Source organism: Novosphingobium profundi, assembly GCF_020524485.1.
In the GTDB taxonomy this organism is placed as follows: Bacteria; Pseudomonadota; Alphaproteobacteria; order Sphingomonadales; family Sphingomonadaceae; genus Novosphingobium; species Novosphingobium profundi_A.
The window spans coordinates 108200-134711 of sequence record NZ_JAIVLF010000007.1 but is presented as its reverse complement, the minus strand read 5'-3'; the positions used below and the strand labels follow the sequence as shown (position 1 = coordinate 134711).

The 26512-nt window shown below is 66.5% G+C and carries 20 protein-coding genes and 1 tRNA gene; 8 read left to right on the top strand and 13 right to left on the bottom strand.

The window, feature by feature from the left end; genetic code table 11:
- Positions 1-43: 43 nt before the first annotated feature.
- The 3 genes from LC060_RS19380 to typA form a co-directional block, all read right to left on the bottom strand.
- Entirely contained in the window at positions 44-2032 is a 1989-nt protein-coding gene (locus LC060_RS19380; protein ID WP_413465138.1) for a TonB-dependent receptor domain-containing protein, read from the bottom strand.
- Between the two features lie 396 nt (positions 2033-2428).
- On the bottom strand, positions 2429-3370 hold the full coding sequence (locus tag LC060_RS19375; protein ID WP_226638354.1) for a LysR family transcriptional regulator: 942 nt from the start codon (positions 3368-3370) through the stop codon (positions 2429-2431).
- Positions 3371-3638: 268 nt separating this feature from the next.
- Positions 3639-5471: a translational GTPase TypA gene (gene typA, locus LC060_RS19370; RefSeq protein WP_226638353.1), complete on the bottom strand. Its 1833-nt coding sequence runs from the start codon at positions 5469-5471 to the stop codon at positions 3639-3641.
- Between the two features lie 263 nt (positions 5472-5734).
- Between typA and LC060_RS19365 the strand changes: the two genes are divergently transcribed.
- On the top strand, positions 5735-6217 hold the full coding sequence (locus LC060_RS19365; protein ID WP_226638352.1) for an RDD family protein: 483 nt from the start codon (positions 5735-5737) through the stop codon (positions 6215-6217).
- 63 nt (positions 6218-6280) lie between these two features.
- Here the strand turns inward: LC060_RS19365 and LC060_RS19360 are convergent, their stop codons facing one another.
- Together LC060_RS19360 and LC060_RS19355 are read right to left on the bottom strand one after the other, a co-directional pair.
- A complete protein-coding gene (locus tag LC060_RS19360; protein ID WP_226638351.1) occupies positions 6281-8824 on the bottom strand; it encodes an ABC transporter permease in 2544 nt (847 codons plus the stop codon).
- Entirely contained in the window at positions 8817-9566 is a 750-nt protein-coding gene (locus tag LC060_RS19355; protein WP_226638350.1) for an ABC transporter ATP-binding protein, read from the bottom strand. Before LC060_RS19355 ends, LC060_RS19360 begins: the two co-directional genes overlap by 8 nt.
- Positions 9567-9616: 50 nt before the next feature.
- Between LC060_RS19355 and LC060_RS19350 the strand changes: the two genes are divergently transcribed.
- Both LC060_RS19350 and LC060_RS19345 read left to right on the top strand, forming a co-directional pair.
- Positions 9617-10345 carry an arylesterase gene (locus LC060_RS19350; RefSeq protein WP_226638349.1) on the top strand — a complete coding sequence of 243 codons (729 nt, stop codon included), beginning with the start codon at positions 9617-9619 and terminating at the stop codon, positions 10343-10345.
- Between the two features lie 211 nt (positions 10346-10556).
- A complete protein-coding gene (locus LC060_RS19345) occupies positions 10557-10994 on the top strand; it encodes an FKBP-type peptidyl-prolyl cis-trans isomerase (protein ID WP_039392589.1) in 438 nt (145 codons plus the stop codon).
- Positions 10995-11081: 87 nt separating this feature from the next.
- On the opposite strand, the gene recF is transcribed toward LC060_RS19345, so the two are convergent.
- Both recF and LC060_RS19335 read right to left on the bottom strand, forming a co-directional pair.
- Positions 11082-12170, bottom strand: a complete 1089-nt coding sequence (gene recF, locus LC060_RS19340; RefSeq protein ID WP_226638348.1) for a DNA replication/repair protein RecF — start codon at positions 12168-12170, stop codon at positions 11082-11084.
- A gap of 62 nt (positions 12171-12232) precedes the next feature.
- Positions 12233-13045 carry a queuosine precursor transporter gene (locus tag LC060_RS19335; protein ID WP_226638347.1) on the bottom strand — a complete coding sequence of 271 codons (813 nt, stop codon included), beginning with the start codon at positions 13043-13045 and terminating at the stop codon, positions 12233-12235.
- Between the two features lie 100 nt (positions 13046-13145).
- On the opposite strand from LC060_RS19335, the gene LC060_RS19330 reads away from it, so the two are divergent.
- A tRNA-Arg gene (locus LC060_RS19330) sits at positions 13146-13222 on the top strand.
- A gap of 55 nt (positions 13223-13277) precedes the next feature.
- Here LC060_RS19330 and aqpZ read toward each other — a convergent pair.
- The gene (aqpZ, locus tag LC060_RS19325; protein WP_226638346.1) at positions 13278-13994 is read right to left on the bottom strand and encodes an aquaporin Z; all 717 of its coding nucleotides are present in this window, start codon (positions 13992-13994) and stop codon (positions 13278-13280) included.
- Between the two features lie 326 nt (positions 13995-14320).
- Between aqpZ and katG the strand changes: the two genes are divergently transcribed.
- Positions 14321-16504: a catalase/peroxidase HPI gene (gene katG, locus LC060_RS19320; protein WP_226638345.1), complete on the top strand. Its 2184-nt coding sequence runs from the start codon at positions 14321-14323 to the stop codon at positions 16502-16504.
- Positions 16505-16579: 75 nt separating this feature from the next.
- On the opposite strand, the gene LC060_RS19315 is transcribed toward katG, so the two are convergent.
- From LC060_RS19315 to LC060_RS19295, 5 genes are all read right to left on the bottom strand, one after another.
- Positions 16580-17398, bottom strand: a complete 819-nt coding sequence (locus tag LC060_RS19315; protein WP_039394904.1) for a ferredoxin--NADP reductase — start codon at positions 17396-17398, stop codon at positions 16580-16582.
- 403 nt (positions 17399-17801) lie between these two features.
- On the bottom strand, positions 17802-18707 hold the full coding sequence (locus LC060_RS19310; RefSeq protein WP_226638344.1) for an alpha/beta fold hydrolase: 906 nt from the start codon (positions 18705-18707) through the stop codon (positions 17802-17804).
- Between the two features lie 40 nt (positions 18708-18747).
- Complete coding sequence (locus LC060_RS19305) at positions 18748-19500, bottom strand: GntR family transcriptional regulator (protein WP_226638343.1); 753 nt, start codon at positions 19498-19500, stop codon at positions 18748-18750.
- Between the two features lie 79 nt (positions 19501-19579).
- Positions 19580-20944 (bottom strand): alpha/beta hydrolase, encoded by a 1365-nt coding sequence (locus LC060_RS19300; protein WP_226638342.1) that lies wholly within the window; start codon positions 20942-20944, stop codon positions 19580-19582.
- Positions 20945-20991: 47 nt separating this feature from the next.
- Positions 20992-21756, bottom strand: a complete 765-nt coding sequence (locus tag LC060_RS19295; RefSeq protein ID WP_226638341.1) for a hypothetical protein — start codon at positions 21754-21756, stop codon at positions 20992-20994.
- A gap of 471 nt (positions 21757-22227) precedes the next feature.
- Between LC060_RS19295 and LC060_RS19290 the strand changes: the two genes are divergently transcribed.
- From LC060_RS19290 to LC060_RS19280, 3 genes are all read left to right on the top strand, one after another.
- Positions 22228-24648, top strand: a complete 2421-nt coding sequence (locus tag LC060_RS19290) for a TonB-dependent receptor (protein ID WP_226638340.1) — start codon at positions 22228-22230, stop codon at positions 24646-24648.
- Positions 24649-24686: 38 nt separating this feature from the next.
- The gene (locus tag LC060_RS19285; protein ID WP_226638339.1) at positions 24687-25922 is read left to right on the top strand and encodes an MFS transporter; all 1236 of its coding nucleotides are present in this window, start codon (positions 24687-24689) and stop codon (positions 25920-25922) included.
- A gap of 63 nt (positions 25923-25985) precedes the next feature.
- Entirely contained in the window at positions 25986-26510 is a 525-nt protein-coding gene (locus tag LC060_RS19280; RefSeq protein ID WP_226638338.1) for a VOC family protein, read from the top strand.
- The last annotated feature ends 2 nt before the right edge of the window (positions 26511-26512 follow it).

Here is a 26512-nt window from a genome sequence, read left to right as displayed (position 1 = left end):
GCGACGCCTTGTCGCCTTTTTGCCCTTGCCCGGCTCTCCCTTCTCAGAACCGCGCGGTCACGCCCAGCCACAGGCGGGCCGGATCGATGACGTAACCCGAGGTATCGTAGTCGAGCCGCTTGTCGAAGAGGTTCTGGATACCGCCATGCAGGCTGAACTCGGGTGAAATGCGGTAGGTCCCGCCGATATCAACCGTGGTGTAGGAGGCGGCAAAGACGTTCGTGCCGCTGATCTGCGCTTCCGTGACCGCTTCCTTGCCGCGATAGATGGCGCGGGCGTAGGCGCTCAGGCGTTCGTCCGGGCGCCAGTTGAGCGAGGCGGAGGCCTGCTCCTTGGGCGTGTCGTTGAGTGCGCGGCCCGCATTGTCGCCGGTGAGCTGTTCGGAATCGGTGAGCGTGCCGCTGGTGGTCAGGCGCAGTGTCGGCGTCAGGCGCAGGTTCAGCGTGACCTCGATACCGCGCACGCGCGCCTCGTCGATGTTGACGTAGGTCGTGGGAGGACGGCCGATCGAGCTCAGCGGCTCGTCGATACACCAGGCGGAGGCCTGCGAGCAGGTGATGCGGGTGATGCGGTCATGGAACTTGGTGTCGTAGGCCGTGACGCTGGCTTCGAGCGGGCCGCTGTCGAACATGGCAACGGCCTCGAACGTGCGCGAGGTCTCGGCCTTCAGGTCGGGGTTGCCGTAGATCGTCCCCCCGCGGCTGTTCTGCCCCCAGTCGACGAGGGTCTGGCGCAAGTTCGGCGCCCGGAAGCCCTGTGAGTATCCGCCCTTGAAGGTAATCTCGGGCGTGGCGTTCCACACCGCGTAGAGGCGCGGCGTCCAGTGCGTACCGTACTGCTGGTCATCATCAAGGCGCAGGCCGCCGGTGAGATGGAGGCTGCCCGAGATTTCCAGCTCATTCTCGGCAAAGAGCGCCCAGTTGGTGCGCGAGGCGCCGGTGCGGCTGGAACCGGAGAGGCCGTTGCTGGTGAGGTCGGTCATGTCCTCGTTGCGGTAGAAACCACCCAGCGTCAGGTTGTTGGACGGCAGCGGGATCGCCCAGATTGATTGGGCGACGGTGTTGCGGATGCGCTTCTGGCCCTCGACGTGCTTGGCGTCCTCGTACTGGACGTAGGTGTCGTCGCTGGCGAAGCCCCAGTCGCCATGGTGGCTGACCGAACCGACGTAGCGGCGCTGGGTCATGGCGTAGATCGTGCCATCCGGGTCCTCGGTGCCGCGGTTGGCCTCGACCGACGTGCCGACCGTGGAAAGGGTCTGCTGGCTGTAATAGCCTCCCTCGACAAGGAAACGGTGGTCGGGGCCAGCCTCGAAGCCGATCTTGCCGGCCAGGCTCTCGTCGCGGCGCTCCGGCGTGCCGCCGATCACGCTGTCTTCCGAGCGGCGGTTGAGCGACCCCTGGACCTGGAGCCCGACACCCTTGGTGACAGGGCCGGAGAGGTAGAAGTTGGCATCGCCGAAGTTGCCGAAGGTGTCGGAGAGCTGCATCGTGCCGTTGGCGCGCAGACTGCCCGACCAGGTGTCGGCAATGGCGCGGGTGATGACGTTGACGACACCGCCCATTGCGTCCGAACCGTAGAGCGAGGACATGGGCCCGCGCACGACTTCGATACGCTCGATCGATTCCAGCGGGGGCAGGAGGCCACCTTCGGAGATCGAGCCGCCGTTGGTACGCGATTCGCGCGCGCTCAGGCGCTTCCCGTCGACGAGGATCAGCGTGTACTGCGGGGACATGCCGCGGATCGAGATGTCGCGGCTATTGCCTTCGCCCGTGGTCACCGTGACGCCGGGTACTTCGAGCAGCGCGTCGGTGACCTCGCGGTAGGGAAGGCGCTCGATGTCGTCGCGCGTGATCACGCTGATCGAGGCCGGGGCGTCCTTCACCTCCTGCGCGCGGGTCGATGCGGTGACGACGATCTGGCCGGGATCGCCGATGTCGGCCGCGTCATCGGCCACGGCCGGAAGGGCGACAAGGCTCGCTGCAATCCCACACATCGCGGCGCTGAGGCGCAGCGCACTGATCGGCTTCTTCACGTTCGGCATCACCATATCTGATATTGCGAATTGTTCGCGTGTTGCGCTCTTGCACTACTGCGACGCACTCGCAACGATCAAATGCGAATAGGTCTTATTCAGGTGTGGATAGCGCAAGGAGGCCTTGTGGTGACGGGGGCTGAGGATGTGATCGCCCGGGCACAGGTTCTGGCGCGGGATGATAGATGCCCTGATCCTTCGCGCCGTGCCGGAAAGTCTGGCACGCGAAAGCCGCGATCCGAGGGTCGTAGCCCTCTGGCTCCCCATACCGGTGTCCTCACCTCTGGTGCGCCACCTTGGTCCAAAGGGATGACGTGGCCAGGTTTGGGGTCAAGGGGGGATGCCCCCTTGAATCGCATTTCCTTCTGTCGACTTTTTCTGTGATCGTATGCGCCCTCAATCCTCGGAGGCCGGCTCCGCGTTCGCAGCGAGCAACTGTTCGCGCAGCCAGATCGAACCGGGATCGTTGCGGCTGCGCTCATGCCACAAGAGCCAGTAGGGGAAGGGGCCAAGGCCCTCCGGGGCGCCGAGAATGGCGAGTTCGTCGCGGCGGGGGCGGGCATGCACAAGGCGTGAAGGGACGACCGTGACGAGGTCTCCGGCCAGCAGGAGGTCCGGTGCTAGGGCAAAGTAGGGCACGCTCAGCATGACCTTGCGGTGGCGCACCGCTTCGCCAAGTGCGGTCGAGACACGATCAAGCTCCGCATCGCTGACGGTGAGGCCGAGGTGCGGGTGGGCAAGGAAGTCGCCCAGGGGCACCGGCCCCTCACCATGGCGCGCGAGAGGGTGGTCCTTGCGGGTCACGCAGACGAAGTGGTCGGTGAACAGGAGTTTCCGGTGGACCTGCTCAGGATCGTGATCGAGGCCGGAAATGGCAAGGTCGATCTCGCCATGCGCGAGCTGGCGGTGCGAGGCATGACCGAGCGGCTGCAGGTCAAGCGCGAGCGAGGGCGCGGCGGCGCGCAGGCGCGCCATGGCGGGCAGGCAGGCGGATTGCACGCCGAAGTCGGTGGTCGCGATGCGGAAGCGCCGTTCGAGCCGGGCCGGATCGAAGTCGGCCTCGTCGAGAAGGCTGGTCGTGGCGGCGACCCAGTCGGTCAGGCGGTCGACAAGTTCCTCGCCGCGCCAGGTTCGGGCCATCTGGTTGCCCGAGCGCACCAGGAGCGGGTCCTTGAGAACCTCGCGTAGGCGGGCGAGGGCCCGGCTGACACTGGGCTGGCTCATCCCCAGCATGAGCGCGGTCGTGCTTACGCTGCGGGTCTTGAGCAGGTAGGCCAATACCAGGAGCTGGTTTGGGGGTAGGTGGGGCGAGAGCATGGGCTTGCTAATGCAAGTCATTCCTACCCTTGCGCAAGAGCACTCTGCCGGAATTTACAGGCTGGAAATGGTTCCGAAACGGCCACGCCATGTGGGGTGGGTGGCAGTGGCCCGGCTCGCCCGAATCCAAAGCGTCCCTTTGCCCCTTTGCCGCGTGCCACGGGGGAGAAGGACAGGACGCGCGAATCAGGCGCACCAACGAAAAACCCCCGCCGCGCAGCAGGTGCGGGCGGGGGTTTTTCTAAGCGGACCGGCGCACGAAGCGCCGGTCGGCTCGCAGGGCCTGGCTTTACGCGTCAGCCTTCTTGCGGCTCATGCGCTTGCGCTCGTTGGGGTCGAGGTAGACCTTGCGCAGGCGGATCGACTGCGGGGTCACTTCGACCATTTCATCGTCGTCGATGTAGGCAATGGCCTGCTCGAGCGTCATGACCTTGGGCGGCGTGAGGCGGATCGCGTCGTCCTTGCCCGACGAACGCACGTTGCTCAGCTGCTTGGCCTTCATCGGGTTCACTTCGAGGTCGTCCGGCTTGGCGTTCTCGCCGATCACCATGCCCTCGTAGAGCTTTTCCTGCGGAGCCACGAACAGGATGCCGCGGTCTTCCAGGTTGTTGAGCGCGTAGGCGTTGGCTTCACCACTGCCGTTCGAGATCAGAACGCCGTTGAGGCGGCCTTCGATCTGGCCCTTGTAGGGACCGTACTTCTCGAACAGTCGGTTCATGATGCCGGTACCGCGCGTGTCCGAAAGGAACTCGCCGTGGTAGCCGATGAGGCCGCGCGAGGGGGCCGAGAAGGTGATGCGGGTCTTGCCCATGCCCGAGGGACGCATGTCGGTCAGCTCGGCCTTGCGGCGCTGCATCTTCTCGACGACCGTGCCCGAGTGCTCGTCGTCCACGTCGATCACGACGGTTTCGTACGGCTCGGTGCGCGCGCCGTTCTCGTCTTCCTTGAAGAGCACGCGCGGACGCGAGATGCCCAGTTCGAAACCTTCGCGGCGCATGGTCTCGATGACGACGCCCAGCTGCAGTTCGCCGCGACCGGCAACCTCGAAGCTGTCCTTGTCCTCGCTCTCGGTGACGCGGATGGCGACGTTGGTTTCCGCTTCGCGCATCAGGCGGTCACGGATCAGGCGGCTCGTTACCTTGTCGCCTTCGCGGCCCGCGAGCGGGCTGTCGTTGACCGAGAAGCGCATGGCGAGCGTCGGCGGGTCGATCGGCTGCGACTGGATGGGTTCGGTCACCGAGGGATCGGCGATGGTGTGCGCGACGGTGGCCTTTTCAAGGCCGGCAAGTGCGATGATGTCGCCCGCGCGCGCTTCCTCGACGGGAACGCGGTCAAGGCCGCGGAAAGTCATCAGCTTGGACGCACGGCCGGTCTCGATGACATTGCCCTGACGGTCCATGGCGCGGATCGGGTCGTTCATCTTGACCACGCCCGACTGGACGCGGCCGGTGAGGACGCGGCCCATGAAGTTGTCGCGGTCGAGCAGCGTGGCGAGGAACGAGAAGGGCGCGTCGACGTCGAGGTCGGGGGCCGGGACGTGGTCGCGGATGAGCTTGAACAGCGGCTCCAGCGTGCCTTCGCGCGCTTCGATGTCATCGCTTGCGTAGCCGTTGCGGCCCGAGGCGTAGAGGACGGGGAAGTCGAGCTGTTCGTCGTTGGCATCGAGGCTGACGAAGAGGTCGAAGACTTCGTTGAGCACTTCGTCGGCGCGGCCGTCGGGACGGTCGATCTTGTTGACGACGACGATGGGCTTGAGGCCCAGGCCCAGCGCCTTGCCGGTCACGAACTTGGTCTGCGGCATCGCGCCTTCCGAGCTGTCGACGAGCAGGACAACGCCGTCGACCATCGAGAGGATGCGTTCCACCTCGGCGCCGAAGTCGGCGTGGCCCGGGGTGTCGACGATGTTGATGCGCAGGCCTTCCCACTCGATCGAGGTCGGCTTGGCGAGAATCGTGATCCCGCGTTCCTTCTCGAGGTCGTTCGAGTCCATGGCGCGCTCCTCGACGCGCTGGTTGTCACGGAAGGTACCGGACTGGCGGAAGAGCTGGTCGACGAGGGTGGTCTTGCCGTGGTCGACGTGCGCAATGATTGCGATATTGCGCAAGGGAAGCGGGGCGGACATGCGGAGGCCTTCAAAATAAGAGGGGCGCATTGCGGGGCACGATTGCCTGCAAAATCCGCGCGCCCTTAACGGAAATGTTGCATGGCGGCAAGCTATCTTGGGTCCGGCCCTTGCACAGTGAACTGGGGCAGCCCGATGCCTTGGGGGCATCGAATTGGTGGAAAGTCACTCGAAAATCTTTGAAAATTTGCGCCGTACGTGGGACGAATTGGTCATCTGGCCGATGTTTGAAATCGGTCATCTGAGAAAAGAGAGGGGCTCTTATGGTGCCGTACGGCGGTTTTTGGTGGCGGGTTCTCGCCTATTTCATCGATGCGATCCTGTTGCAGATCGCCCTGTCCATCGTGACCGGCTTCCTGGGGCTGGGCGTGGGCTTCAACGCGGCGCTCATGGGCGGCAACGAGGATCTGATCATGGGCCCGATGGTGGCCGCTTCGGTTCTGATCAGCTTCGTTGCGCAGTGGCTCTACTTCGCGCTTCTGGAAAGCTCCAAGATGCAGGCGACGGTGGGCAAGCTCGCGATCGGGCTGGTCGTGACCGATCTTAATGGCCAGCGCATCAGCTTTGGCCGGGCGACCGGACGTTACTTCGCCAAGATCCTGTCGGGCTTGATCCTGCTGATCGGCTACATCATGGTCGCCTTCACCCAGCGCAAGCAGGGCCTGCACGACATGATCGCGAGCACGCTGGTCTACAAGACCCGCGACCCGCGTGAAGTTGCCGAAGGCGCCGACGTCTTCGCCTGAGGCGAAAGACCGCGAACCTCAAGAGGGGGCAGGGGCACGGCGCCCTTGCCCCCTTTTTCGTAGCTAGAGTTCGCGCAGGGCGCGGGCAGGCCGGGCGCGCAGCTGCGGGAGTGAGCCGCCCAGCGCAAAGGCGAGGACAAGGACCAGCCCGGCGGCGAGGACGGCGAGAATGCGCGGCCAGTCGGGGAGCCATTCGAATTCGAAGAGCTGGGTGATGACCGCCCAGGCCATCGCGCTCCCCAACGCCAGCGCGACAAGACCCAGCACCAGCGCGAGTGCGCCGTACTCCACGATCTGGAGGACAAGCAACTGGCGGAGGCTGGCGCCCAGCACGCGCAGGATCACGTTGTCGTAGGTCCGGCTGGCGCGGGCGGCGGCAATCGCCCCCAGGAGCACGGCAAGACCCGCCAGCACCGCGACCGAGGCCGCGGCCAGGATCGCCAGTGTCATCTGGTCGAGGATGCCCCGCGCCTGGGTCAGCAGCGAGCCGGTCTCGATCACCGAACTCGAAGGAAATTCACGGGCCAGCACCGGGAGGAAATCGCGTGCGGTGCCTTCACCCCCGGTCTCGATGGTGGCGGCAAGGTTATGCGGGGCATCGGCCAGCGTGTTGGGCGAGAAGACCATCACGAAGTTGAAACCCATCGTGTCCCAGTCGATCCGGCGCAGCGCGGCGATACGCGCGGTGCGCTCGACACCGAGCAGGCTGACGGTGAGGTAGTCGCCCACCTTCAGGCCCACGGCCTCTGCAAATTCCTCGTCGATCGAGACGAGCGGTTCGCCGGAGTAATCTGCTGCCCACCATTGCCCCGACGTCACCGTGCTCCCCTCGGGGATCGTTTCGGCATAGGTGAGGCCGCGCTCGCCGCGCAGCGCCCAGGCACCCTCGGGGCGCTCGTCGAGGTCGGCGACGCGGGTCATTGCGTCCTTCGGGCCATAGGCGATCACCCGGCCGCGTAGGTTGGGCACGATGCGGACGCTGGAGCCGGGCAGCGTGCGTTCGACAGTGGCGCGAAAATCCTCGGCTCCGGCCTTGGGGATGTCGAGCACGAAGTAGTCGGGCGCGCGGTCGGGAAGCGCGGTGCGCATGTTGCCATCAAGGCTGGTCTGGATCGCGGCGATCAGGACGAAGGCCGAAAGCCCGAAGCCCAGCGCGGTGACAAGCGCGCCTGTCTGTGCGCCGGGACGCGAGAGGTTGGCAAGTCCGGCGCGCAGGATCGGATCGCCGGGACGCGGCAGGCGGGCGGCCAGCGTGCGGATGCCAAGGCCCAGTGCCGCGAGGAGGCCAAGGAGCAGCGCCGATCCTGCGAGGAAGCCGAGCGTCACCATCGGCTGCGCGGCGTTGACAAGCGCGAGCGCAACGATGGCGGCAAGGCCAAGGCCCACGGGAAGCGCGAACGTGCGCAGGTTCGCGCGCAAGGGGGCGACGCCCGCGCGCATCAGCGCCATGGCCGGGAAACTGCGCGCGCGCGCCAGCGGCGGCGCGGCGAAGATCAGCGCGACAAGAAGGCCGTACGCGGCGGCTGTCGCAAGTGCCGCGGGGTCTATCGTGGTGCCCGTGTCGACCGGGAGGAGATCGCCCAGCGCGCGGGCGAGAAGCGGGGTGACCGCGACGCCGGCTACAAGGCCTGCAAGGCTGCCAGCAAGCGCGGCGCTGCCCACCTGCAGGAGGTAGATGCGTGCGATGTCGCGGCTGGTGGCACCAAGGACCTTCAAGGTGGCGATCGAGGAGCGCCGGGCCTCGAGGTAGGAGGAGACGCCGCCGCCAATACCGATCCCGGCGATGACCAGCGCGGCAAGGCCCACGAGGATCAGGAACTGGCCCATGCGCTCGACGAAGCGGGCGGTGGAGGGGGAGGCAGCTTCGTGGGTGCGGACCTGGAAGGCGTCCTCCCCGAAGGTTTCGGTCAGGGCCTCGGCCGTCGTCTCGGCATCGCGCGAGGGTGCATCGAAGCGTACGCGCACGGCGCTGCGGTACATGGCGCCCGGCGCAGTGAGGTTGGCCTTGGCCGGCAGGTCGGCGGACGCGATGGCGAGGTCGCCCAGCGCGAAGCCCTCGGAGAGCTGTTCGGGGTCGCTGGCAATGATCCCGCCGACCCGGACCGTCTCGCCGCCAAGCGAAAAGCTGTCGCCGATCTCAAGGCCCAGACGTGCGGCGGTGCCCCGGGCAATCCATGAGGTCCCTGCGGGCGGCGCGCCCACGTCGCGGCCATCGGCAAGGGCCAGCGTGCCGTAGAGGGGCCAGGCCGTGTCCACGGCCTTGAGGGCGACGGGGGCGGTGAGATCGCCCTTGCGGGCAATCGCCTGCATGCGGGTGCCTTCCGACACCGTGCCGAGTTCGTGCAGGGCCGTGCGCTCGGGCTCGGTCAGGGCGCGCTGCCACATGCGCAGTTCGATGTCCCCGCCCAGGACTTCGCGGCCCCGGCTGGTCAGCTCGCGCTCGATCGAGCCGGTCAGCGTGCCGATGGCGGCAAGCGCCCCGACCCCCAGGAACAGGCAGACGAGGAGCAGGCGCAGACCCTTGAAACGCGCGTGAAGGTCGCGCCGGGCGATCTTCCAGGCAGTCGCCCAGGGCAACGTTTGCGCAGACACCGGGGGCTCAGACATCGGGCGCGAACGCGGGCAAGCTGTCGTGGGCGATCACGCCATCGCCAATGGTGACGATGCGCTCGCAGCGCTGCGCCAGGCTGGCATCGTGGGTGATGATGACGAGCGTTGCGCCCGCCTCGGCACGGCGCGCGAAGAGCAGTTCGACGATGCTCTCGCCGGTTGCCTGGTCGAGGTTGCCGGTGGGCTCGTCGGCGAAGACGAGCGTGGGGCGCGGTGCCAGCGCGCGGGCAATTGCCACGCGCTGCTGCTCGCCGCCCGAAAGCTGGGCCGGGTAGTGGCCGAGGCGATGGCCAAGGCCGACCGCCGCCAGTTCGGCTTCGGCGCGTTCGTGGGCGTCGCTGATCCCGGCGAGTTCGAGCGGCGTCGCGACATTCTCGAGCGCGGTCATCGTGGGCAGCAGGTGAAAGGCCTGAAGGACAATGCCGATGCGCCCGCGACGGGCCCGGGCGAGCTGGTCCTCCTCCATTCCGGCGAAGTCCGCGCCTGCGACCTGCAAAGCGCCCGAACTGGCGCGCTCGAGGCCCGAGAGGACCGACATCAGCGAGGACTTGCCCGAGCCCGAGGGCCCCAGCAGCGCCAGCGTCTGGCCCACAGGAACGGTGAGGTCGATGCCCTTGAGGATCTCGACCGCGCTCGCACTCTGGCCCAGCGTCAGGCGCAGGTCCCGCGCGTGTATCGCGGGCGAGGGGGCGGGGGAATTGTCGGACGGGGAGTGGGAAGATCGGGTCACGGCTCCCATATGGGGGGAGATTTACGCATTTCACAAGCCCGCCGAATATGGAGAAGTCCTTGCGCCGTCTGAATTTCGTGGTTCCGCTGCTGCCCCTCGTCCTGCTTTCGGCCTGCGGCGATCCCGCGCCCAGCTCGGCTCCGGCGAGTGCGGGAGTGGGGGATGTCGGGGCGGCCATGCCGGTGATGGGGCCGGAACGGCGTATTCTTGCCTTCGGGGATTCGCTGCTGGCGGGGTATGGTCTGGACGATGGCGAAAGCTATCCAGAGCGGCTGGAGCAGGCGCTGCGCGCGCACGGCGTGAACGCGCGGATCACCAACGCGGGCGTTTCGGGTGACACCACGGCGGCCGGCCTCGCGCGGCTCGACTTCACGCTGGAGAGCCAGCCGCAAAAGCCCGAGCTCGTCATCATCAGCCTGGGCGGCAACGACATGTTGCGCTCGCTTCCCCCCGAGGAGACCCGCAGGAACCTCGAAGAGATCGTCGCGCGCCTGAAGGCCGACAATATTGAGGTGGTGCTTCTGGGCATGCTGGCCGCGCCCAACCTGGGCATGGACTATGCCGAGCAGTTCAATCCGATCTACCCACAGATCGCGCAGGAGGAGGGCGTGACGCTGGTGCCCTTCTTCCTCCAGTCGGTGATCGACAAGCCCGACCTCATGCAGGACGATCATGTCCATCCCACCGCTCTGGGCGTGGATGCCATCGTCAGCGCCACGCTGGACGATGTCACGCGCGCGCTGCCTCCGGTCGAGGACGAGGGTGAGGACGCTGCGGAAGGCGGCTGAAAAAGATCGCTTGAAGATCGGGAGGTAGGCCCCAGATAGCCTGTCCCAAGAGGCGCCCCGGGGCGCCGTCCGGCCACTTCGGTTGACGCGCAGGCACAGGTCTGCGACTCTTGGGGCCAAGCTGGCGCGTGTTTCACAGCGCCGAACGAGCGATGCGCGGGGGGCCTGGAGGGCACGGCGCGTCGGAACGAATTATCCCGAAGGAATATCTATGCAGAGCGCAAAGAGCGGCGATACCGTGCTCATCAACTTTGAAGTTCGCACCGATGCCGGTCAGGTTGTCGGCAGCACCCAGCAGGAAGGCCCGCAGACGGTCACCATCGGCGGTTCGGAAATCTTCCCGCAGGTGGAAGCTGCGCTGATCGGCATGGAAGTGGGCTCCGAGCAGTCGGTGACCATCGCTGCCGCCGACGCGTTCGGCCCGCGCCGCGAGGAAATGATCGTCGAGATCCCGCGCAGCAACCTGCCCGCCGAGCCCGAGCCGCAGATCGGCATGGAGCTCGCCGCACGCCAGCAGGACGGCTCGACCGTCAACCTCGTCATCACCGAGATCGGTGAAGAGGCGGTCAAGGTCGACGGCAACCACCCGCTCGCGGGCGAAGACCTGCACTTCGGCCTGACCCTGGTCGAGATCAAGGCCGCCGCCTGATTCGATCCGGCTTGGCCGGTTGAAAAGGCCCGCTCGGCCTCTTCGCAAGGGGAGCGCCGGGCGGGCCTTTTTCGTGCCCGGGCCGGGTTACATCCGCGTCGCGGTGCCTTCGCGCACGTGCCAGACGGCGGCTTCCTCCAGGATCGGTCCGAACGGCGCGGTCTCGGTGCCGGTCAGCCAGACCTGGGCAGAGCCCGTGCGAAGCCGGTCGAACAGCGCTTCGCGCCGCACCGGATCGAGATGCGCGGCGACCTCGTCGAGCAGCAGCAGGCGCGGGCGCGTCTCGCCGCCGCTCTCGAGAAGGTGCGAATGGGCTAGGACAAGGGCGATGAGCATGGCCTTCTGCTCCCCGGTCGAGCAGTCCGCGGCGGGCTGGTTCTTGGCGGCCATGATCACCTCCAGCTCGTCGCGGTGGGGCCCGGTCAGCGTGCGCTGGGCCGCGCGTTCGCGCGGGCGGCTTTCGCGCAAGGCCTCGGCCAGCGCCTCGGCCGCAATCGGGCCACCGGGGCGGTAGGTGAGGGCGGGCCGGGCAAAGGGCGCGTCGGGGAGTGCGGCCAGGACCGCGTCCAGCTGGGCGATGAGGTCCGCGCGGGCCTGCGCGACGGCGCTTCCCGCCTCGGCGATCTGGAGCTCGATCGCGTCGAGCCACCAGGGGTCGGGCGTGCGCGGATCGGTGAGCATGCGGTTGCGTTCGCGAACCGCGTTTTCCAGCCGGGCCGCGTGTCCGGCATGGGCCGGGCGAAGAGCCAGCACCAGCCGGTCGAGAAAACGCCGCCGTCCGCCTGCGCTTTCGGTGAAGAGGCGATCCATCGCCGGGGTCAGCCAGCCGATGGAGAGCCACTCGGCAAGGCTCGTGGCCGTCGCGTTGGCGCCGTTGACCTGAACCAGCCGCCGGGTCGGCCTTTCCGGCGCGGTGCCTGTCCCGAGGCGCACGGGAGCCGCGCCCGGCACGCACAGGTCCGCGCTGACGGCAAAGCCGCCGCCCCCGTCCTGGGCTGCGATTTCGGGAAGACCTGCCCGGCGTAGGCCCCGCCCCGGTGCGATCAGGCTGATGGCTTCCAGGACATTGGTCTTGCCCGCGCCATTCTCACCGACCAGCAGGTTGAACTGCGCCGTGCCCGAAAGGACGGTTTCGCCGTGGTTGCGAAATCGGGAGAGGAACAGGCGGTCGAGCATGGGCCGCGCGGGCCTAGCCGGTTCGGGCCCGGCTTGCCAAGAGGCGCCCTGTGATGGCGCGCTCAGACCGCGTCGGTCTTGGCAAACGGCGAGAAGTCGAGGTTGTCGTCGAAGACGTCCACACCTTCGCGCGCTTTCAGCCAGCCGACGACGAGGTAGGTCAGCGGGGTGAGGACGGCCTCCCAAACCACCTTGAGCGCCCAGTTGGTGAGCATGACGACAAGGATCGACTGGCCCGTCCACACGCCCAGGAACGCGACCGGGTAGAAGATCGCGCTGTCCATCGCCTGCCCGAAAACCGTCGAGCCAATCGTGCGCATCCACATGTGGCGGCCCTTCGTCCACACCTTCATCTTGGCCATGACGTAGGAATTGACGAACTCGCCTGCCCAGAAGGCCACGACCGAGGCAGCAACGATGCGCCAGGTGCTGCCGAAGACCGAGACGTAGGTGGACTGGCACACGGTGCCGGGGTTGGTGGCCGACACGACGTCGGCCAGCAGCGGATCGGCGCTCGCCGCGCAGCCCCAGTCGGCCGACGGGGGCATGGCGACGACGACAAAGCTCATGAACGCCATGAAGATCAGCGCGAAGAAGCCCACCCACACGCAGCGCCGCGCGTTGGCATAGCCATAGACCTCGGTCAGCACGTCGCCCAGCACGTAGCTGACGGGGAAGAACAGGATGCCTGCCCCGAAGGTCCAACCCTCGACCGTGGTCAGCTTGGCCGCGCCGATCAAGTTGGAGAGCAGCAGGATCGCGACGAAGGCGGCCATCGCGTAGTCGAAATAGCGAAAGTGGCGCCGCCCACCGCTCTTCCCGTCGATACGGGTGAGGTTCGAGGAGGTGGATGCTTGCGGATGCGCCTGTGCCATGGCGCTTTGCCTAACCTGCCTTTCCCCCCAAACAAAGCGTTGATTGCACGCCTCAGGCGGTTTGCGCAAAGCCCGAAGCGCGCTATGAGCCCTGATGTGCGCGCCCGTAGCTCAGCTGGATAGAGCACGAGCCTTCTAAGCTTGGGGCCGCAGGTTCGAACCCTGCCGGGCGCGCCATTTCCCTTTCATCACGCCTATGCGGGGCTCTTTATACCTCGCGAGAGGAACTGGCTCAGGTCTCGCCGCCGATGTTGGCCAGCGCATCGCCCGGGGTGAGGATGAAGCGCCAGATGAGCGCGCCCAGCGCTGCGCCGATCATGGGGGCGCTCCAGAACAGCCAGAGCTGGGCGAGCGCGTCGGTTTCGGCGAAGAGGGCAACGCCCGTCGAACGGGCCGGGTTCACCGAGGTGTTGGTGACGGGGATCGAAACGAGGTGGATGAGCGTGAGCGCAAGTCCGATGGCGATGGGCGCGAAGCCGCCCGGCACATAGGCCGAAGTGGCGCCCAGGATCACGATCAGGAAACCGGCGGTCAGTACGATCTCGGCGAGGAGCGCGGCGCTTAGCGAATAGCCACCGGGCGAGAGGTCTCCAAAGCCGTTCGAGGCAAAGGCTCCTGCGGTAAAGCCCGGCTGGCCCGAGGCGATGGCGTAGAGGACGGCGCCCGCAACAATCGCGCCCAGCAGCTGCGCGATCCAGTAGGGTACCAGGTCCTTCCAGGCAAAGCGGCCCGCAATGGCAAGGCCGAGCGAGACCGCCGGGTTGAAATGCCCGCCCGAGATACCACCCACGGCGTAGGCCATGGTCAGCACGGTCAACCCGAAGGCGAGGGCGACCCCGGCAAAGCCGATACCCAGGTCGGGGAAGCCCGCCGCGAGGACGGCCGCGCCGCACCCTCCGAAGACGAGCCAGAATGTTCCGAACAATTCGGCACCCAGTGTGCGCAGCATGGCAGTCCCTTCCCTGTCGTGAAGGCGCTCATCTTAAGGGGGTGTTAGCCATGCGCTCTCGTGGATAGGCCTGAGGTGTCGGGGAGATTTCTACGCACGCGGTGCGTGGACCTGTCCGCAGGCCTCGGGAGGCCGGGGCCGTGCGCTGCCCTCCTTGGGGTTTTCCGCAATGGCAGGCGAGGGCGCAACCGGTCCAGAGTGCGGCGCGTGCGTGTGCCCTTGAGCCGGGGGGCAGACGGGCATAGGCTGCGTGGTGTCCAGCAAGAGGGCGCACCGGGCCGAGCGGCCTTCGAGATGCGTCCGGACCACGAGAGGAGCACGATGCGATGAACGCGAGCACGCCCACCGACACCGCCAAGGGGGGCACGTGCCCCGTCGTCCACGGAGGCATGACCTCGGCGGGGACCTCGAGCACGGGCTGGTGGCCCCAGGCCCTCAAGCTCGAGATCCTGGCCCAGCACGACACCAAGACCAACCCGATGGGCGCGGGCTTCGAGTACCGCGAGGCGCTGAAATCGCTCGATATCGAGGGGCTGAAGGCGGACATGCGCGCGCTGATGACCGACAGCCAAGACTGGTGGCCTGCCGACTGGGGGCACTATGGCGGGCTCATGATCCGCATGGCCTGGCACTCGGCCGGGTCCTACCGCATCGCCGACGGGCGCGGCGGAGGGGGGACGGGCAACCAGCGCTTCGCTCCGCTCAATTCCTGGCCCGACAACGTCAGCCTCGATAAGGCGCGGCGTCTGCTCTGGCCGCTCAAGAAGAAGTACGGCAACGCGGTCAGCTGGGCCGATCTGATGATCCTGGCGGGCACGATCGCCTATGAGACGATGGGGCTGGAGCCGTTCGGCTTCGGTTTTGGCCGCGAAGACATCTGGGCGCCCGAAATTGATACCTACTGGGGGAGCGAGACGGATTGGCTGGCGCCGAGCGGCAGCGAGGGCACCCGCTATTCCGGCGAGCGGGACCTGGAGAACCCGCTGGCCGCGGTCATGATGGGGCTCATCTACGTCAATCCCGAAGGGGTGGACGGCCATCCCGATCCGATGAAGACCGCGCACGACATGCGCGTCACCTTCGCGCGCATGGCCATGGACGATGAGGAGACCGCCGCGCTCACGGCAGGCGGGCACACCGTGGGCAAGTGCCACGGTAATGGCGATGCCAGCGCGCTTGGCCCCGAGCCCGAGGCGGCGGGCGTGGAGGCGCAAGGGTTCGGCTGGGTCAATCCGGGCGGCACCGGCGTTGGGCCAGACGCGATCACCAGCGGCATTGAGGGGGCCTGGACGAGCAATCCCACGGTCTTCGACATGGGCTATTTCGACATGCTCTTCGATCACGAATGGGAGCTGGCCAAGAGCCCGGCGGGGGCCTGGCAGTGGGAGCCTGTTTCCATTGATGAGGCGGATCGTCCGCTCGACGTCGCCGATCCCACCAAGCGCCACAACCCGATCATGACCGATGCGGACATGGCGCTCAAGGTGGACCCCGACTACCGGCGCATCATGGAAGGTTTTCGGGCCGATCCGGCACGTTTCAAGGACGCCTTCGCGCGGGCCTGGTTCAAGCTCACCCATCGCGACATGGGGCCAAGGGCGCGCTATTTCGGCCCCGACGTTCCGGCCGAGGAGCTGCTCTGGCAGGACCCGGTGCCGCAGGGCCCCACCGACTATGACGTCGCCGCGCTCAAGGAATGGATCGCGGGCAGTGGCCTGACCACGCGCGCGCTGGTGTCGACGGCCTGGGACAGCGCGCGCACGTTCCGTGCCTCCGACATGCGCGGGGGCGCAAACGGATCGCGCATTCGCCTGGCGCCCATGAAGGACTGGGAGGGTAACGAACCCGAGCGGCTGGGCCGGGTGATCGGGGTGCTTGCTTCGCTGGCGGACTCGGTCGGGGCAAGTCTTGCCGATACGATCGTGCTGGCAGGCAACGTCGCGATCGAGCAGGCCGCCGCGGCCGCGGGCTTCCCGATCGAGGTGCCTTTCACACCCGGACGGGGCGACGCCAGCGCACAGCAGACCGATGCGGAGAGCTTCGAGCCGCTCGAGCCGGTGCATGATGGCTACCGCAACTGGCTGAAAGCCGACTTTGCGGTGAGCCCGGCCGAACTCATGCTCGACCGCACCCAGCTGATGGGGCTGACCGCGCCGGAAATGACCGTGCTCGTGGGCGGGATGCGGGTGCTCGGCACCAACCATGGCAACAGCGAGCTGGGCGTGTTTACCGAGCGCGAGGGCGTGCTCAGCACCGACTTCTTCGTGAACCTCGTGGACATGGGCAATCGCTGGGAGAAAATGGAAGACGGCAACTATGCCGTGATCGACAGGGCCTCGGGCGAGACCAAGTGGACGGCGAGCGAACTCGACCTCACCTTCGGCGCGAACTCGATCCTGCGCGCCTACGCCGAAGTCTACGCGCAGGACGACAACCAGCAGAAGTTCGTGGAGGACTTCGTGGCGGCCTGGACCAAGGTGATGAACGCGGACCGCTTCGACCTCACCTGATCGGATCGTCGCGGAACACAAAAAAGGGCCGCATCGCTGCGGCCCTTTTCGTGTCTCGGGTACATGGAGACGGTATCAGTCGACGAAGGCGCGCTCGATCACGAAGTCGCCGGGCTTGGAGTTGGAGCCCTCGGTAAAGCCGATGCTTTCGAGGTACTCGGCTTGGCCCTTGATCATGTCCATCGAGCCGCACAGCATGATGCGGTCGGTCTCCGGGTTGAGCTTGGCATCGCCGTCCAGGCCCTGGAACAGGCGGCCGTTCTCGATGAGGTCACCAATGCGGCCGGTGGTGTGGAATTCCTCACGCGTGACCGAGGGGACGTAGTGGAACTTCTCCACCGCCTCTTCGCCCACCAGCGGGTCCTCGGCGAGACGCGCTTCAAGCATTTCGCGGTAGGCAAGGTCGCTCACCTGGCGCACGCCGTGGACGCAGACGACCTGGTCGAACATCTCGTAGACGTCGGGATCGCGCGCGAGCGACATGAAGGGAGCAAGACCGGTGCCGGTCGAGAAGAAGAACAGGCGCTTGCCCGGCAGAAGCGCGTCGGTGACGAGCGTGCCGACCGGCTTGCGGCCCAGGAAGATCTGGTCGCCGGGCTGGATCTTCTGCAGGCGCGAGGTCAGCGGGCCGTCCTGGACCTTGATCGAGAGGAACTCGAGTTCCTCGTCCCAGGCGGGGCTGGCGACCGAGTAGGCGCGCAGCAGCGGGCGACCGTTGTCGTCCATCAGGCCGATCATGATGAATTCGCCCGAGCGGAAACGGAAGGTCGAGGGGCGCGTGATCTTGAAGCTGAAGAGGCGGTCGTTCCAGTGATGGACCGAGTTGACCGTCTCGACGCTCAGCGCCTTGGTGGGTTCGAGAGTTACCGGGGCTTCGGCAGTGGGTTCGCTCATCGTGTCAAATTCCTCGGTATGCGCAAAATTCGTTAACTCGCTCGGCGCGCCGGGAGCGGGAGGTCCCCGCCTGGCGGCGTCTGCGGCGTGGTCGGGCCACGCCGCCGCAGCCTCCGGGCGAAGCGGGACACGACCCATCTCGTGTGGCGTGCGTCAAGCGTAACTTGGCCCCTCGGTCAAGATATGGCCAGACGTGGCGGGGTCGAAATTTGCTTGGCGCGGGTCAAAGTTTTCTAACACGTAGTGTGCAACTCGCGGGAAAGTGACAGTTTTGGGGCGCGAGCCATGGTTCTGCAGGTGCGAAAAATGGTGCGCGGGCCGGGCCGTCCGGGAGGCATCGAAGCGGGGGCGGGTCTTCAAGATACGACACTTTTGCGAATCGGTCGCAAGTTTCGGCTCGGGGTCATTCCGGCGCGAAGCTTCCCGCCTCGGGCGGGGGCCATATCGGGCCAAGGGCAGAAGCCGGGGCCGGGGCGTCCATTACGGCGGCCCGTGCCGCTCGGCTTTCGGCATCGAGCCAGGCGCGCAGCACGCCCGCGACGTCCCGGGCGTGGGTGGTGGCAAAGCCATGGCCCCAACCGGGCAAGTCGAGCATGTCGATGTGCGGCGAAAGGTGGCGCGCAGGCTCGGTCTGCCGGGCAAGGTCATCGCCCGTCTTGAGGATGAGCGTGGGGTGGGCGAGGGCCTTGAGGGCCGCTTCCAGATCATAGTCGAAGGCCGCGGCATGGCCCCACCAGGCGTTGGCACCGCCGGTCATGGCCTCCTCGAAGTGTTCGGCAACCTCGTCCAGGCTCATGCCGGGGCGCTGGTAGTGGTGGACGAAACCGCGCCACCGCTTTGCCAGGTGCTCGCCGTCCGCGCTCGGGCTCGTCGGGCCGTAGTAGCTCTTGAAGGTGGCGCGTTCCTGCGGGGTGAAGAGCGGCGCGCCGATGAGGACGAGACGGCCCACGCGGGCAGGGCTGAGCGCGGCCAGCGCGGTCGCGGTCAGCGAACCTGTATGATATCCCAGGATGTCAAAGCGGCCATCGGGGACGAGCGCGTCCATCGCCTCGCCCAGCGCCGCGGCGTAGGTCTCGATGGTGGGCTGCGTGTCCGGGGCATCGGACTGGCCATAGCCGGGCGTGTCGAAGGCGACGCTCAGGCGGTCCTCGCCCATTTCGGCTGTCAGCGCCTCGAAGATGCGGCCCGTCATCGGGCTCATGTGGATGAGCAGGAGCGGGCGTTGGCCGCAGTCCCTGACAGGCTGTGCGATCCGGGCGTGGACCTGGCCGAAACGGCCATCGACGTAGCGGCGGCGAACGGCCGTCATGGATGTCTCCTTGCAGGGGTGGGCCAGTATGGGGCCAGTCTCAGGTCTGTTCGGGCTCGATCACCATGGAATAGGAGAAAGCCTCGCCCGGGTGGTGGGTGTTGGTGATCTCGAAGGGGACGCCGTCGCTGTCGTGGTAGACGCGCACAATTCGCAAGCAGGGAGTGCGGCGCGGAATCTCCAGCGCCTTGGCCATGGCGATACTGGCCGGGACCGAGGCGATCTGCTGGATGACCCGGCCGATGGTGAAGTCGCCGTGGCTTTCGAGCTGGCGAAAGAGCGCGAGAGAATCGAGATCGACGCGGGTCAGCAGATGCGCCAGGTCCGGGCGCACGTAGGCCTCGATCGCGGCGACCGGGCGGTCATCCCCGCCGCCCTGGGTGCGAAGGCCGCGCAGGCGCGCCCATTTGCTCTTGTGGAGGGCCGTGTGCTGCGGCTCGACGAAGGCGGCCAGACTGCGTGGCAGGAGCGCCTCGCCGTCTCGGGCCAGTGTCATGCGCGCATCGGCGGCGTACTGGCGGCTGGCATCGAGGCTGGAATAGGCCTGGAAGCGTGCGCTCTCGCGCACGCTGCGTGGTTCCACCACGGTGCCCGAGCCGCGTCGGCGCGAGATCAGCCGGTCTCCCTGCAGACAGCGCAGCGCCTCGCGCACGGTGAAGCGGCTGACGCCATAGTGCTCGCACAGCGCGTTCTCGGTGGGAAAGGTCGCATCCGTGTCGAACTGGCCGGACCGGATCGCGCGGCGCAGTTCGTCGGCGAGCTGTTCGTAACGTGGCGCCTGCCTCTTGCTCACGGTCTCTCCCTGGTCAAATCGGATAGTGGGCGCTGGGAGCGCCTGTCCAAGCGCCCCCATACCTGCATGCGCTGTATCTTTACACGTTCTGGCAGGCACTTGCCCACGCCTTCGCGGCGCGGCTGCGCAGAAGGGCGCGGTGCTCGATGCGCAAGGTCTGGGGATCGAGCGCCTCGGGGGCAAAGTCGATCGCGTTTGCCGCGCTGGCCTCGTACCACGGCGCAAACATCTTGCCCGCACGCACGATCGACCAGGCGCGGGTGAGGTAGGCGCCGAAGCGATCGGGCGTGAGGTCGGGGAACAGCGCCTCGGGATCGCCGAGCGGGGCGGGCGGCAGGAGGATCTCGCCGCAGCCCAGGGCCTCCTGAGCCGCCTCGATCACCGCCATCCAGCTGGCGCGGTCGGTCGGGGCAGGGCCGCTCCAGTCGTCCGAGAGGCCGTGGCCGGGCAGATCGATGGCGCAGGCCGAGGTCGTGTCGAGGAGTTCCAGCGAGCTGCCCGGCGCATGGATCGCGAGCGGCTTGCCGGCATCTCTGCGGCCGCGCCAGTGCAGGCGCCCCGAAAAGCCCTCGCAGGAGAGAGCCAGGAAACCTTCGTCCGCGCATTCGCCTAAGCGCGCCGGGGGCGGGCAGGCGTGGGCGCCCAAGTGCGCGATATGCTGGTCCTGCTGGTCGGCGGGTGTGGCGACCTTGCGCGCCTCCCACTGGGCGGGAAGGGTGGGCAGGCGGTCGATGTGCTCGTAGAGAACGTCGGCGGTGTAGGCGAGGATGAGGACCGGGCGGGTCTCGTCGTCAGGGCCGGGCACTTCGCGCGGGGCGCGCAGCACCGCGCCATAGCCCACACGGTAGGCATCGCCCGAATCGAGCATCTCGCGGATCACGGCATCCACGCGCACCGGATCGGCATGGGCGACGCCAATGCGCGCCTCCTTGCGGGTGTCGAACCAGGGGAAGAACCAGGTCTGTTCCAGGATGCGATTCCACAGCCAGGTCAGGTGTTCGCCGTAGCCACTTGGCTGGAAGGGCGGGAGGTAGCTTTCGGAAAAGGCCTTGCTCTCCTCCTCGGTCCAGATCGCGTAGCCGCCGATGGCGAGCGCGGTGAAACGCTGGGGCGCGCGCTTGAGCGTGTTGACCAGGATCGTGCCGCCCGAGTGAAAGCCGTAGGCCGCGACCTTCTCCAGCCCCAGCGCGTCGAGCAGGTCGACCAGCGCGTCGGAGAAGTCATCGATGGTGGCATCGGCGTCGGGCAGGGGATCGGACTGGCCAAAGCCCGGGGTGTCGGGCGCAATGCAGGTGAAGTTCGCGCCCCAGGTACGCATCAGCGCCTCGTACTCGGTCGAGGAGCGCGGGCTCTGGTGGACCATGAGCACGACGGGGCCTGTACCGCAGCGGCGGTAGTGGACGCGCCGGGAGCCGACATCGACGAAGTGGCGGGTGATTTCCATGGAAGCGGGATCTTTCGGTTGGTTCAGGCGAGAGGGCAGGTTGGGGCTCAGGCGTCGCCGAGCGGCGCGCCGTCCAATTCGACGAGTTCGAAGACCGAGGCGAGGTACCCTTGCGCCTCGCCCTTGATGTAGAGACGGTCGGCGTCGCGGCTCAGCCACATGTCGTAGGGCGGATGGTCGTTGACGATGCCGCGCAGGCGCACCCGGTTGCAGGTGAAGGTGCCGGCCGGGACCGTCACTTCCTCCACGCCCATGAATTCGAAGCCCGAAGTGGTGGTGGCAAGGCTCGGGCCGGTGGCGCCCAGGTGATGCAGGCTGTGCATCAGGTTGCGGCCCTTGAACTCGACATGGCCCACGCCTTTCTCGAAGGGGAAGGTGGCGGCCAGCCATCCATCGGACTGTACCGCGTGAAGGCCAAAGCCGCGCATCGGGCGCTGGATCTCGATGGTCTGGCTGACCCGCCCCAGATCCTGCGAATAGCTCTCGCAATGGGCCTCGGTGTCGGTGAAGCGGAACCAGCCGCTGCCCGTCAGGAGCCCCTTGTTCATGATCCGCACGTAGGCCTCGCAAGGGTGGAAGTCGGCGTGGACCGAGATCACGCTGTCACGCACGACGATGTCACCTGCAATGGCGAGTTCGCAGTGCGAGGTGAGGGTGCGCATGCCATCGGCGCCGAGCGTGATGTCCCAGTCCTCGAAGCCCCAGGGCGTGGTCTCGTCGACCTTGCGATAGTTGATCCGGCCGCGGCGGCGCGGGAGCGGCGTAAAGGCCGCGCTGGCCGAACCGGCGGGGGTGGAGGCGGGGCTGTTCATCGGTCGACGGTCTCCCTTTTTTCAGATGTCAGGCCTTGGGTGAGCCGGACTCTCAGGCGTGCACCTGGCAATCTCATGTCCGCCTGTCGGATAGGGGCTGAGCCCTGCGCTTTGCGGTGTCCTGCCTTGGATATGTCTGGACAAATTGCCACCTGTCAAGCGTTGCGGAATGCCCTTCGGGCTTCGCCGCTTTGTCTGATGGCGTCGATAAGAATGCCTTTAAATCAGCACTTTAGATGGATTATTTGTGTGATTCGTGCGGCCTGTGACAATTTTGTAATGGGCTTATACCAAAAAAGTCAAGTGTCGCCATTTCTGGCTTGACAGAAGGCCTCTCGGGACGAACCTTCGTAGGGGAAATCCGGAGCAGTTCGACGCAGATCGAGCGCTCCGGCGCGAATGGCTCCTTCGAGGGTGTGGAGCCAGCCCGAACGGCCACTTCGGTAGCCGCGCAACACAAAGGGATGGAACATGAGGAAAGCAGTACTGACGGCCAGCACCGCGCTTTGCGGTCTCTTCGCGATGACGAGCCCGGCACTTGCCCAGGACGGGGAGAGTGAGAGCGCCCGCCGCCCCGCGGCCCAGGTCGCGGAGATCGTCGTCACCGCACAGCGCCGCGAGGAAACCGCGCAGAGCGTACCGATTGCGATCTCGGCCATTTCGGGCGCGGAACTCGATGCGCGCGGCGTCACGAGCACGCTTCAGGTCGTGCAGTACATCCCCAACATGATCGGCATGAACAACACCGGCCTGGGGTCCTCGAACACGTACTACATCCGCGGTATCGGCAGCACCGAATCCATCGCGACCTTTGATCCTCCGGTCGGCACCTACGTCGATGATGTCTACATCTCGCGTCAGGGCGCCAACAACTTCTCGACCTTCGACATCGACCGGATCGAGGTCCTGCGCGGGCCCCAGGGCACGCTGTTCGGCCGCAACACCACGGGCGGCGCGGTCTCGGTCCACATGGCCCAGCCCGAGTTCGATTCGATTGGTGGCTTCATCGAGGGCGGCTACGGCACCTACGAGGCCAAGACCCTGCGCGGCTCGATCAACGTGCCGCTCAGCCCGACCTTCGCGGCCAAGGTTTCGGCCTACTGGCAGGACAGCGACGGCTATGTGAAGAACACGACGACGGGTGACCGGCTCAACGACATCGACGGCTGGGGGGCGCGTCTCGCGCTGCGCGGCGAACTCAGCGATTCGGTGCGCTGGTCGGCCGGCTACACCCACATCGTCGACGAATCCGAGAACATCCTGAACTTCGATTGCGATCCCGCCGATCCGAGCGAATGCAGCGGGCGCTATGCCTCCAGCGGCTACACCGAGGCCTCCTCGGACGTCTTCCGCGATCTGGGCGTGACGGGTGACAAGGCCGACTATGGCCAGCACAGCAAGTCGGTGACCGACCTCATTACCTCCAAGTTCTCGGTCGATGTAGCCGAGGAGGCGACAGTCGAGTTCATCACCGGCTACCTGCGCCAGAACATGGAGTACGGCCTCGACTTCTACGATGGCCGTTCGGCGCCCTCGATTGCCAATCCCTATCCGGCGGTGGGTGGATATCCCCACGGCGGCTTCACCATCCTGGGCGACATCTGGACCGACCAGATCAGCCAGGAAGTGAAGATCAACGGATCGCTCTTCGACGGCTTCCTCGACTACGTCGTGGGCGGCTTCTACATGAAGGAGAAGAACAACACGAACACGGCCGACATCTTCGGCCTGTCGTCCTCCTTTGCGCTGTTGCTCGACGACAAGGTCCTCAAGAATTCGACCGAATCGCTGGCCGGTTACGCCCAGTTCGACGCCAATGTCACCGATCGCCTGAAGCTCACCGCAGGCATCCGCTATACCGACGAGACCAAGAAGGTGGGCGTGACCGACCTTCGCGAGTCCTGTTTCGCGGGCGGTCCGGCCTGCCTCAACAACGGCAATCTCCAGGCGGCGGGCATTCCGCTCCAGCAGAAGACCAAGATCTGGACCCCGCGCTTTGCGATCAACTACCAGATCAACCCGGACGTGCTGCTCTATGCCAGCGCCACCAAGGGCTTCAAGTCGGGGGGCTGGGCCTCGCGCGCGACGCGCCCGGGTGAATTCCTGCCCTTCGGCCCCGAACGCGTGTGGAGCTACGAGGCGGGCATCAAGTCGGAATGGTTCAACCGCATGCTGCGCGCCAACCTCACCGTCTACTGGATGGACATCTCGGACCTGCAGACCCCGGCGGGCTTCGTGCGTGACGATGGCTCGATCGCCTTCCTCACCCGCAACTTCGCCGACTACCGCAACAAGGGCGTGGAAGCCGAGTTCGTGCTTGTGCCGACACCTGGCCTGAACCTGCACCTCACCGCAGGCTACCAGGACGACAAGTACATCATCGACCGCGACGCGCCGGTTGCCGACGAGTACGGCGTGCTCTCGGTCGCCGCGCAGCAGGCCGAGTGCCTTGCAGGCGTCACCTCGCGCTGCGGCGTGGGCATCGTGACCGACAGCGGCGCCATCTCCACCCCGGTCCGTACGCCCGACTGGACGCTGGCGATGGGCGGCAGCTACGAGATCCCGATGGGCGATCTCTCGCTGGTCCCCTCGGTCGATGCGACCTGGCGTTCGGCCATGGAAGTCCAGTCGGCCAACCGCACCATCTACTACGATGCCGACACCGGCACGGGCACGTACGAGGCTTCGGGCAACCGCTATGTCGTGGGTTCGCACGCCAAGGCGCAGTGGATGCTGAATGCCGGCGTCGCTCTCAACGGGCCGGACAACCAGTGGCAGCTCTCGGTCAATTGCCAGAACTGCACCAACGAGGTCTACGCCGAGAGCTATCTGGGCTATTCGTACATCAATCCGCCGCGCACCATCATGGGCAAGCTGCGGTACAATTTCTGATACTTTGAAACCCAAACAGGATCGTCGAGGCAAAACAATTGGCTAGTGAATTCAAGAAGGGGTGGAAGGTCGTCTTCGCCGCCCTCCTCGCAACCGCGTGTGGCGCCTCGCCGATCCCGTTCAACGTCCTGCCGCTCGTCATGGGGCCGATCCATGACGAGTTCGGCTGGGACTATACCCAGATCAGCGCCGCCACGCTGATGTGGGGTGTGCTGGGCGCCATGCTGGCGCCTGTCTATGGCGGCTTTTGCGACCGCTTCGGCGTGCGCCGGGTCGGCATCCTCTCGATGCTGGCCTTCATTCTCGTCTTTGCCTCGTTCTACTTCGTGCCCGACTGGCTGCCCGGCTGGTACATGTGGTGGGCTGCGCTGGGCCTTGTCGCCATCGGCTCGACGCCCGTGACCTGGAGCCGCGCGGTCGCGATGTGGTTTGACCGGCACCGGGGGCTGGCCCTTGGCATCATGCTGCTGGGCACCAGCGCGACCGCCATGTTCGTGCCGCACTTCGTCAACTTCGCGATCAACCTGGGCGGGTGGCGCGCGGCCTTTCCGGCGGCCACCGTCTTCGCTCTGTTCCTGGCGCTGCCTTTCATCGTCGCCTGGTTTCGCGAGCCGCGCCCGGAAGAGCGCCCCGCCACGCTGGAACAGGCCGCCGACGGCGATGTCGTGGGTCTCTCGCTGCGTCAGGCCATGCACGGCCGCCAGTTCTGGATCCTGCTGGTCAGCACGCTGCTGATCTCGTTCTCCTATGGTGGCGCACACATCCACATGGCCCAGATGGTCGAGCTGCACGGCTTTACCGCGGGCGATGCGGCGACGGTGATGAGCTGCGTGGCGCTGGGCATCCTGATCGGGCGCCTTGGCATCGGTTACCTTTTTGACCGGTTCTGGGCGCCGGGTGTGGCATTCCCCGCGATGCTGCTGCCCGCGATTGCCTGCTACCTGCTCATGGGCACCAGCACGAGCTTTCCGCTCATTCTCTTTGGTGGCTTCCTGATCGGTGTTGCGGCCGGGACCGAGACCGACATCGTGGCCTTCATGACCGCGCGCTATTTCGGCCTGCGCCACTACGGGCGGATCTATGGTTTCCTCTACGCGCCCTTCGGCATCGGTTCGGCGATTTCGCCCATGCTTTATGGCTATGTGCGCGACACGACCGGCAGCTACGATCTCATGCTGACGGTCGCTATCGTGCTCTTTGCCATCGGCGGCGCGGCGTTGCTGGCGCTTGGGCGTTATCCGGGGCGTGAACAGCTCTCCCGCCGGGACGTGTGATTTCAAGGGCCTGGGCCTAGCCTCCTGACTTCACCCGAAGATCACGAGGCGAGGCCTACGCGCATGACGACACCGATCCAGCCATCCCTTCCCAGTTCCGCGCTGATCCGGTCCACGATCTTCGTGCGCGATATTGCGCGATCGGCGGCCTTCTACCGGGCCATCGGCCTGTCGGAGACTTACATCGAGGCGCGCCTTGCGCACCCTTCGGCGACCGCGATCCTGGGGTTCGACGATCCGCGCCCGTTCGACATCTGCATTCTGAAGCGGCCGGGGCCGAACTACGGCATGGTCGGTCTGTTCCAGCTGGCTGACGGCACGGCGCAGGAGGAACTTCCCGCACCCACCGGCCCTGCGCGCATCGGCGAGGTGGCGCTGGTCTTCTACGTCACCGATATCCTCGCCACGATGGAGCGCTTGCGCGCGCTGGGCGCGACCTGGGCGCCCGAGCCGCAGACGTTCGCGATGGAGCACCGCGCCCAGTTTGAGGTGTGCCTGCGCGATCCCGACGGGGTCCTGATCAACCTCGTCGAGACCGACCCGGCCGAGCAGGAGCGCACGCGCCCCGAGCTCGACTACGCGACCTGATC

What these genes read in the sequence shown, in the direction of transcription:
- LC060_RS19375 (WP_226638354.1), bottom strand. Translation starts at nt 3,370, where the DNA reads ATGACTTGCATTAGCAAGCCCATGCTCTCGCCCCACCTACCCCCAAAC.
- typA (WP_226638353.1), bottom strand. Translation starts at nt 5,471, where the DNA reads ATGTCCGCCCCGCTTCCCTTGCGCAATATCGCAATCATTGCGCACGTC.
- LC060_RS19365 (WP_226638352.1), top strand. Translation starts at nt 5,735, where the DNA reads ATGGTGCCGTACGGCGGTTTTTGGTGGCGGGTTCTCGCCTATTTCATC.
- LC060_RS19360 (WP_226638351.1), bottom strand. Translation starts at nt 8,824, where the DNA reads ATGTCTGAGCCCCCGGTGTCTGCGCAAACGTTGCCCTGGGCGACTGCC.
- LC060_RS19355 (WP_226638350.1), bottom strand. Translation starts at nt 9,566, where the DNA reads ATGGGAGCCGTGACCCGATCTTCCCACTCCCCGTCCGACAATTCCCCC.
- LC060_RS19345 (WP_039392589.1), top strand. Translation starts at nt 10,557, where the DNA reads ATGCAGAGCGCAAAGAGCGGCGATACCGTGCTCATCAACTTTGAAGTT.
- recF (WP_226638348.1), bottom strand. Translation starts at nt 12,170, where the DNA reads ATGCTCGACCGCCTGTTCCTCTCCCGATTTCGCAACCACGGCGAAACC.
- LC060_RS19335 (WP_226638347.1), bottom strand. Translation starts at nt 13,045, where the DNA reads ATGGCACAGGCGCATCCGCAAGCATCCACCTCCTCGAACCTCACCCGT.
- aqpZ (WP_226638346.1), bottom strand. Translation starts at nt 13,994, where the DNA reads ATGCTGCGCACACTGGGTGCCGAATTGTTCGGAACATTCTGGCTCGTC.
- katG (WP_226638345.1), top strand. Translation starts at nt 14,321, where the DNA reads ATGAACGCGAGCACGCCCACCGACACCGCCAAGGGGGGCACGTGCCCC.
- LC060_RS19315 (WP_039394904.1), bottom strand. Translation starts at nt 17,398, where the DNA reads ATGAGCGAACCCACTGCCGAAGCCCCGGTAACTCTCGAACCCACCAAG.
- LC060_RS19310 (WP_226638344.1), bottom strand. Translation starts at nt 18,707, where the DNA reads ATGACGGCCGTTCGCCGCCGCTACGTCGATGGCCGTTTCGGCCAGGTC.
- LC060_RS19300 (WP_226638342.1), bottom strand. Translation starts at nt 20,944, where the DNA reads ATGGAAATCACCCGCCACTTCGTCGATGTCGGCTCCCGGCGCGTCCAC.
- LC060_RS19295 (WP_226638341.1), bottom strand. Translation starts at nt 21,756, where the DNA reads ATGAACAGCCCCGCCTCCACCCCCGCCGGTTCGGCCAGCGCGGCCTTT.
- LC060_RS19290 (WP_226638340.1), top strand. Translation starts at nt 22,228, where the DNA reads ATGAGGAAAGCAGTACTGACGGCCAGCACCGCGCTTTGCGGTCTCTTC.
- LC060_RS19280 (WP_226638338.1), top strand. Translation starts at nt 25,986, where the DNA reads ATGACGACACCGATCCAGCCATCCCTTCCCAGTTCCGCGCTGATCCGG.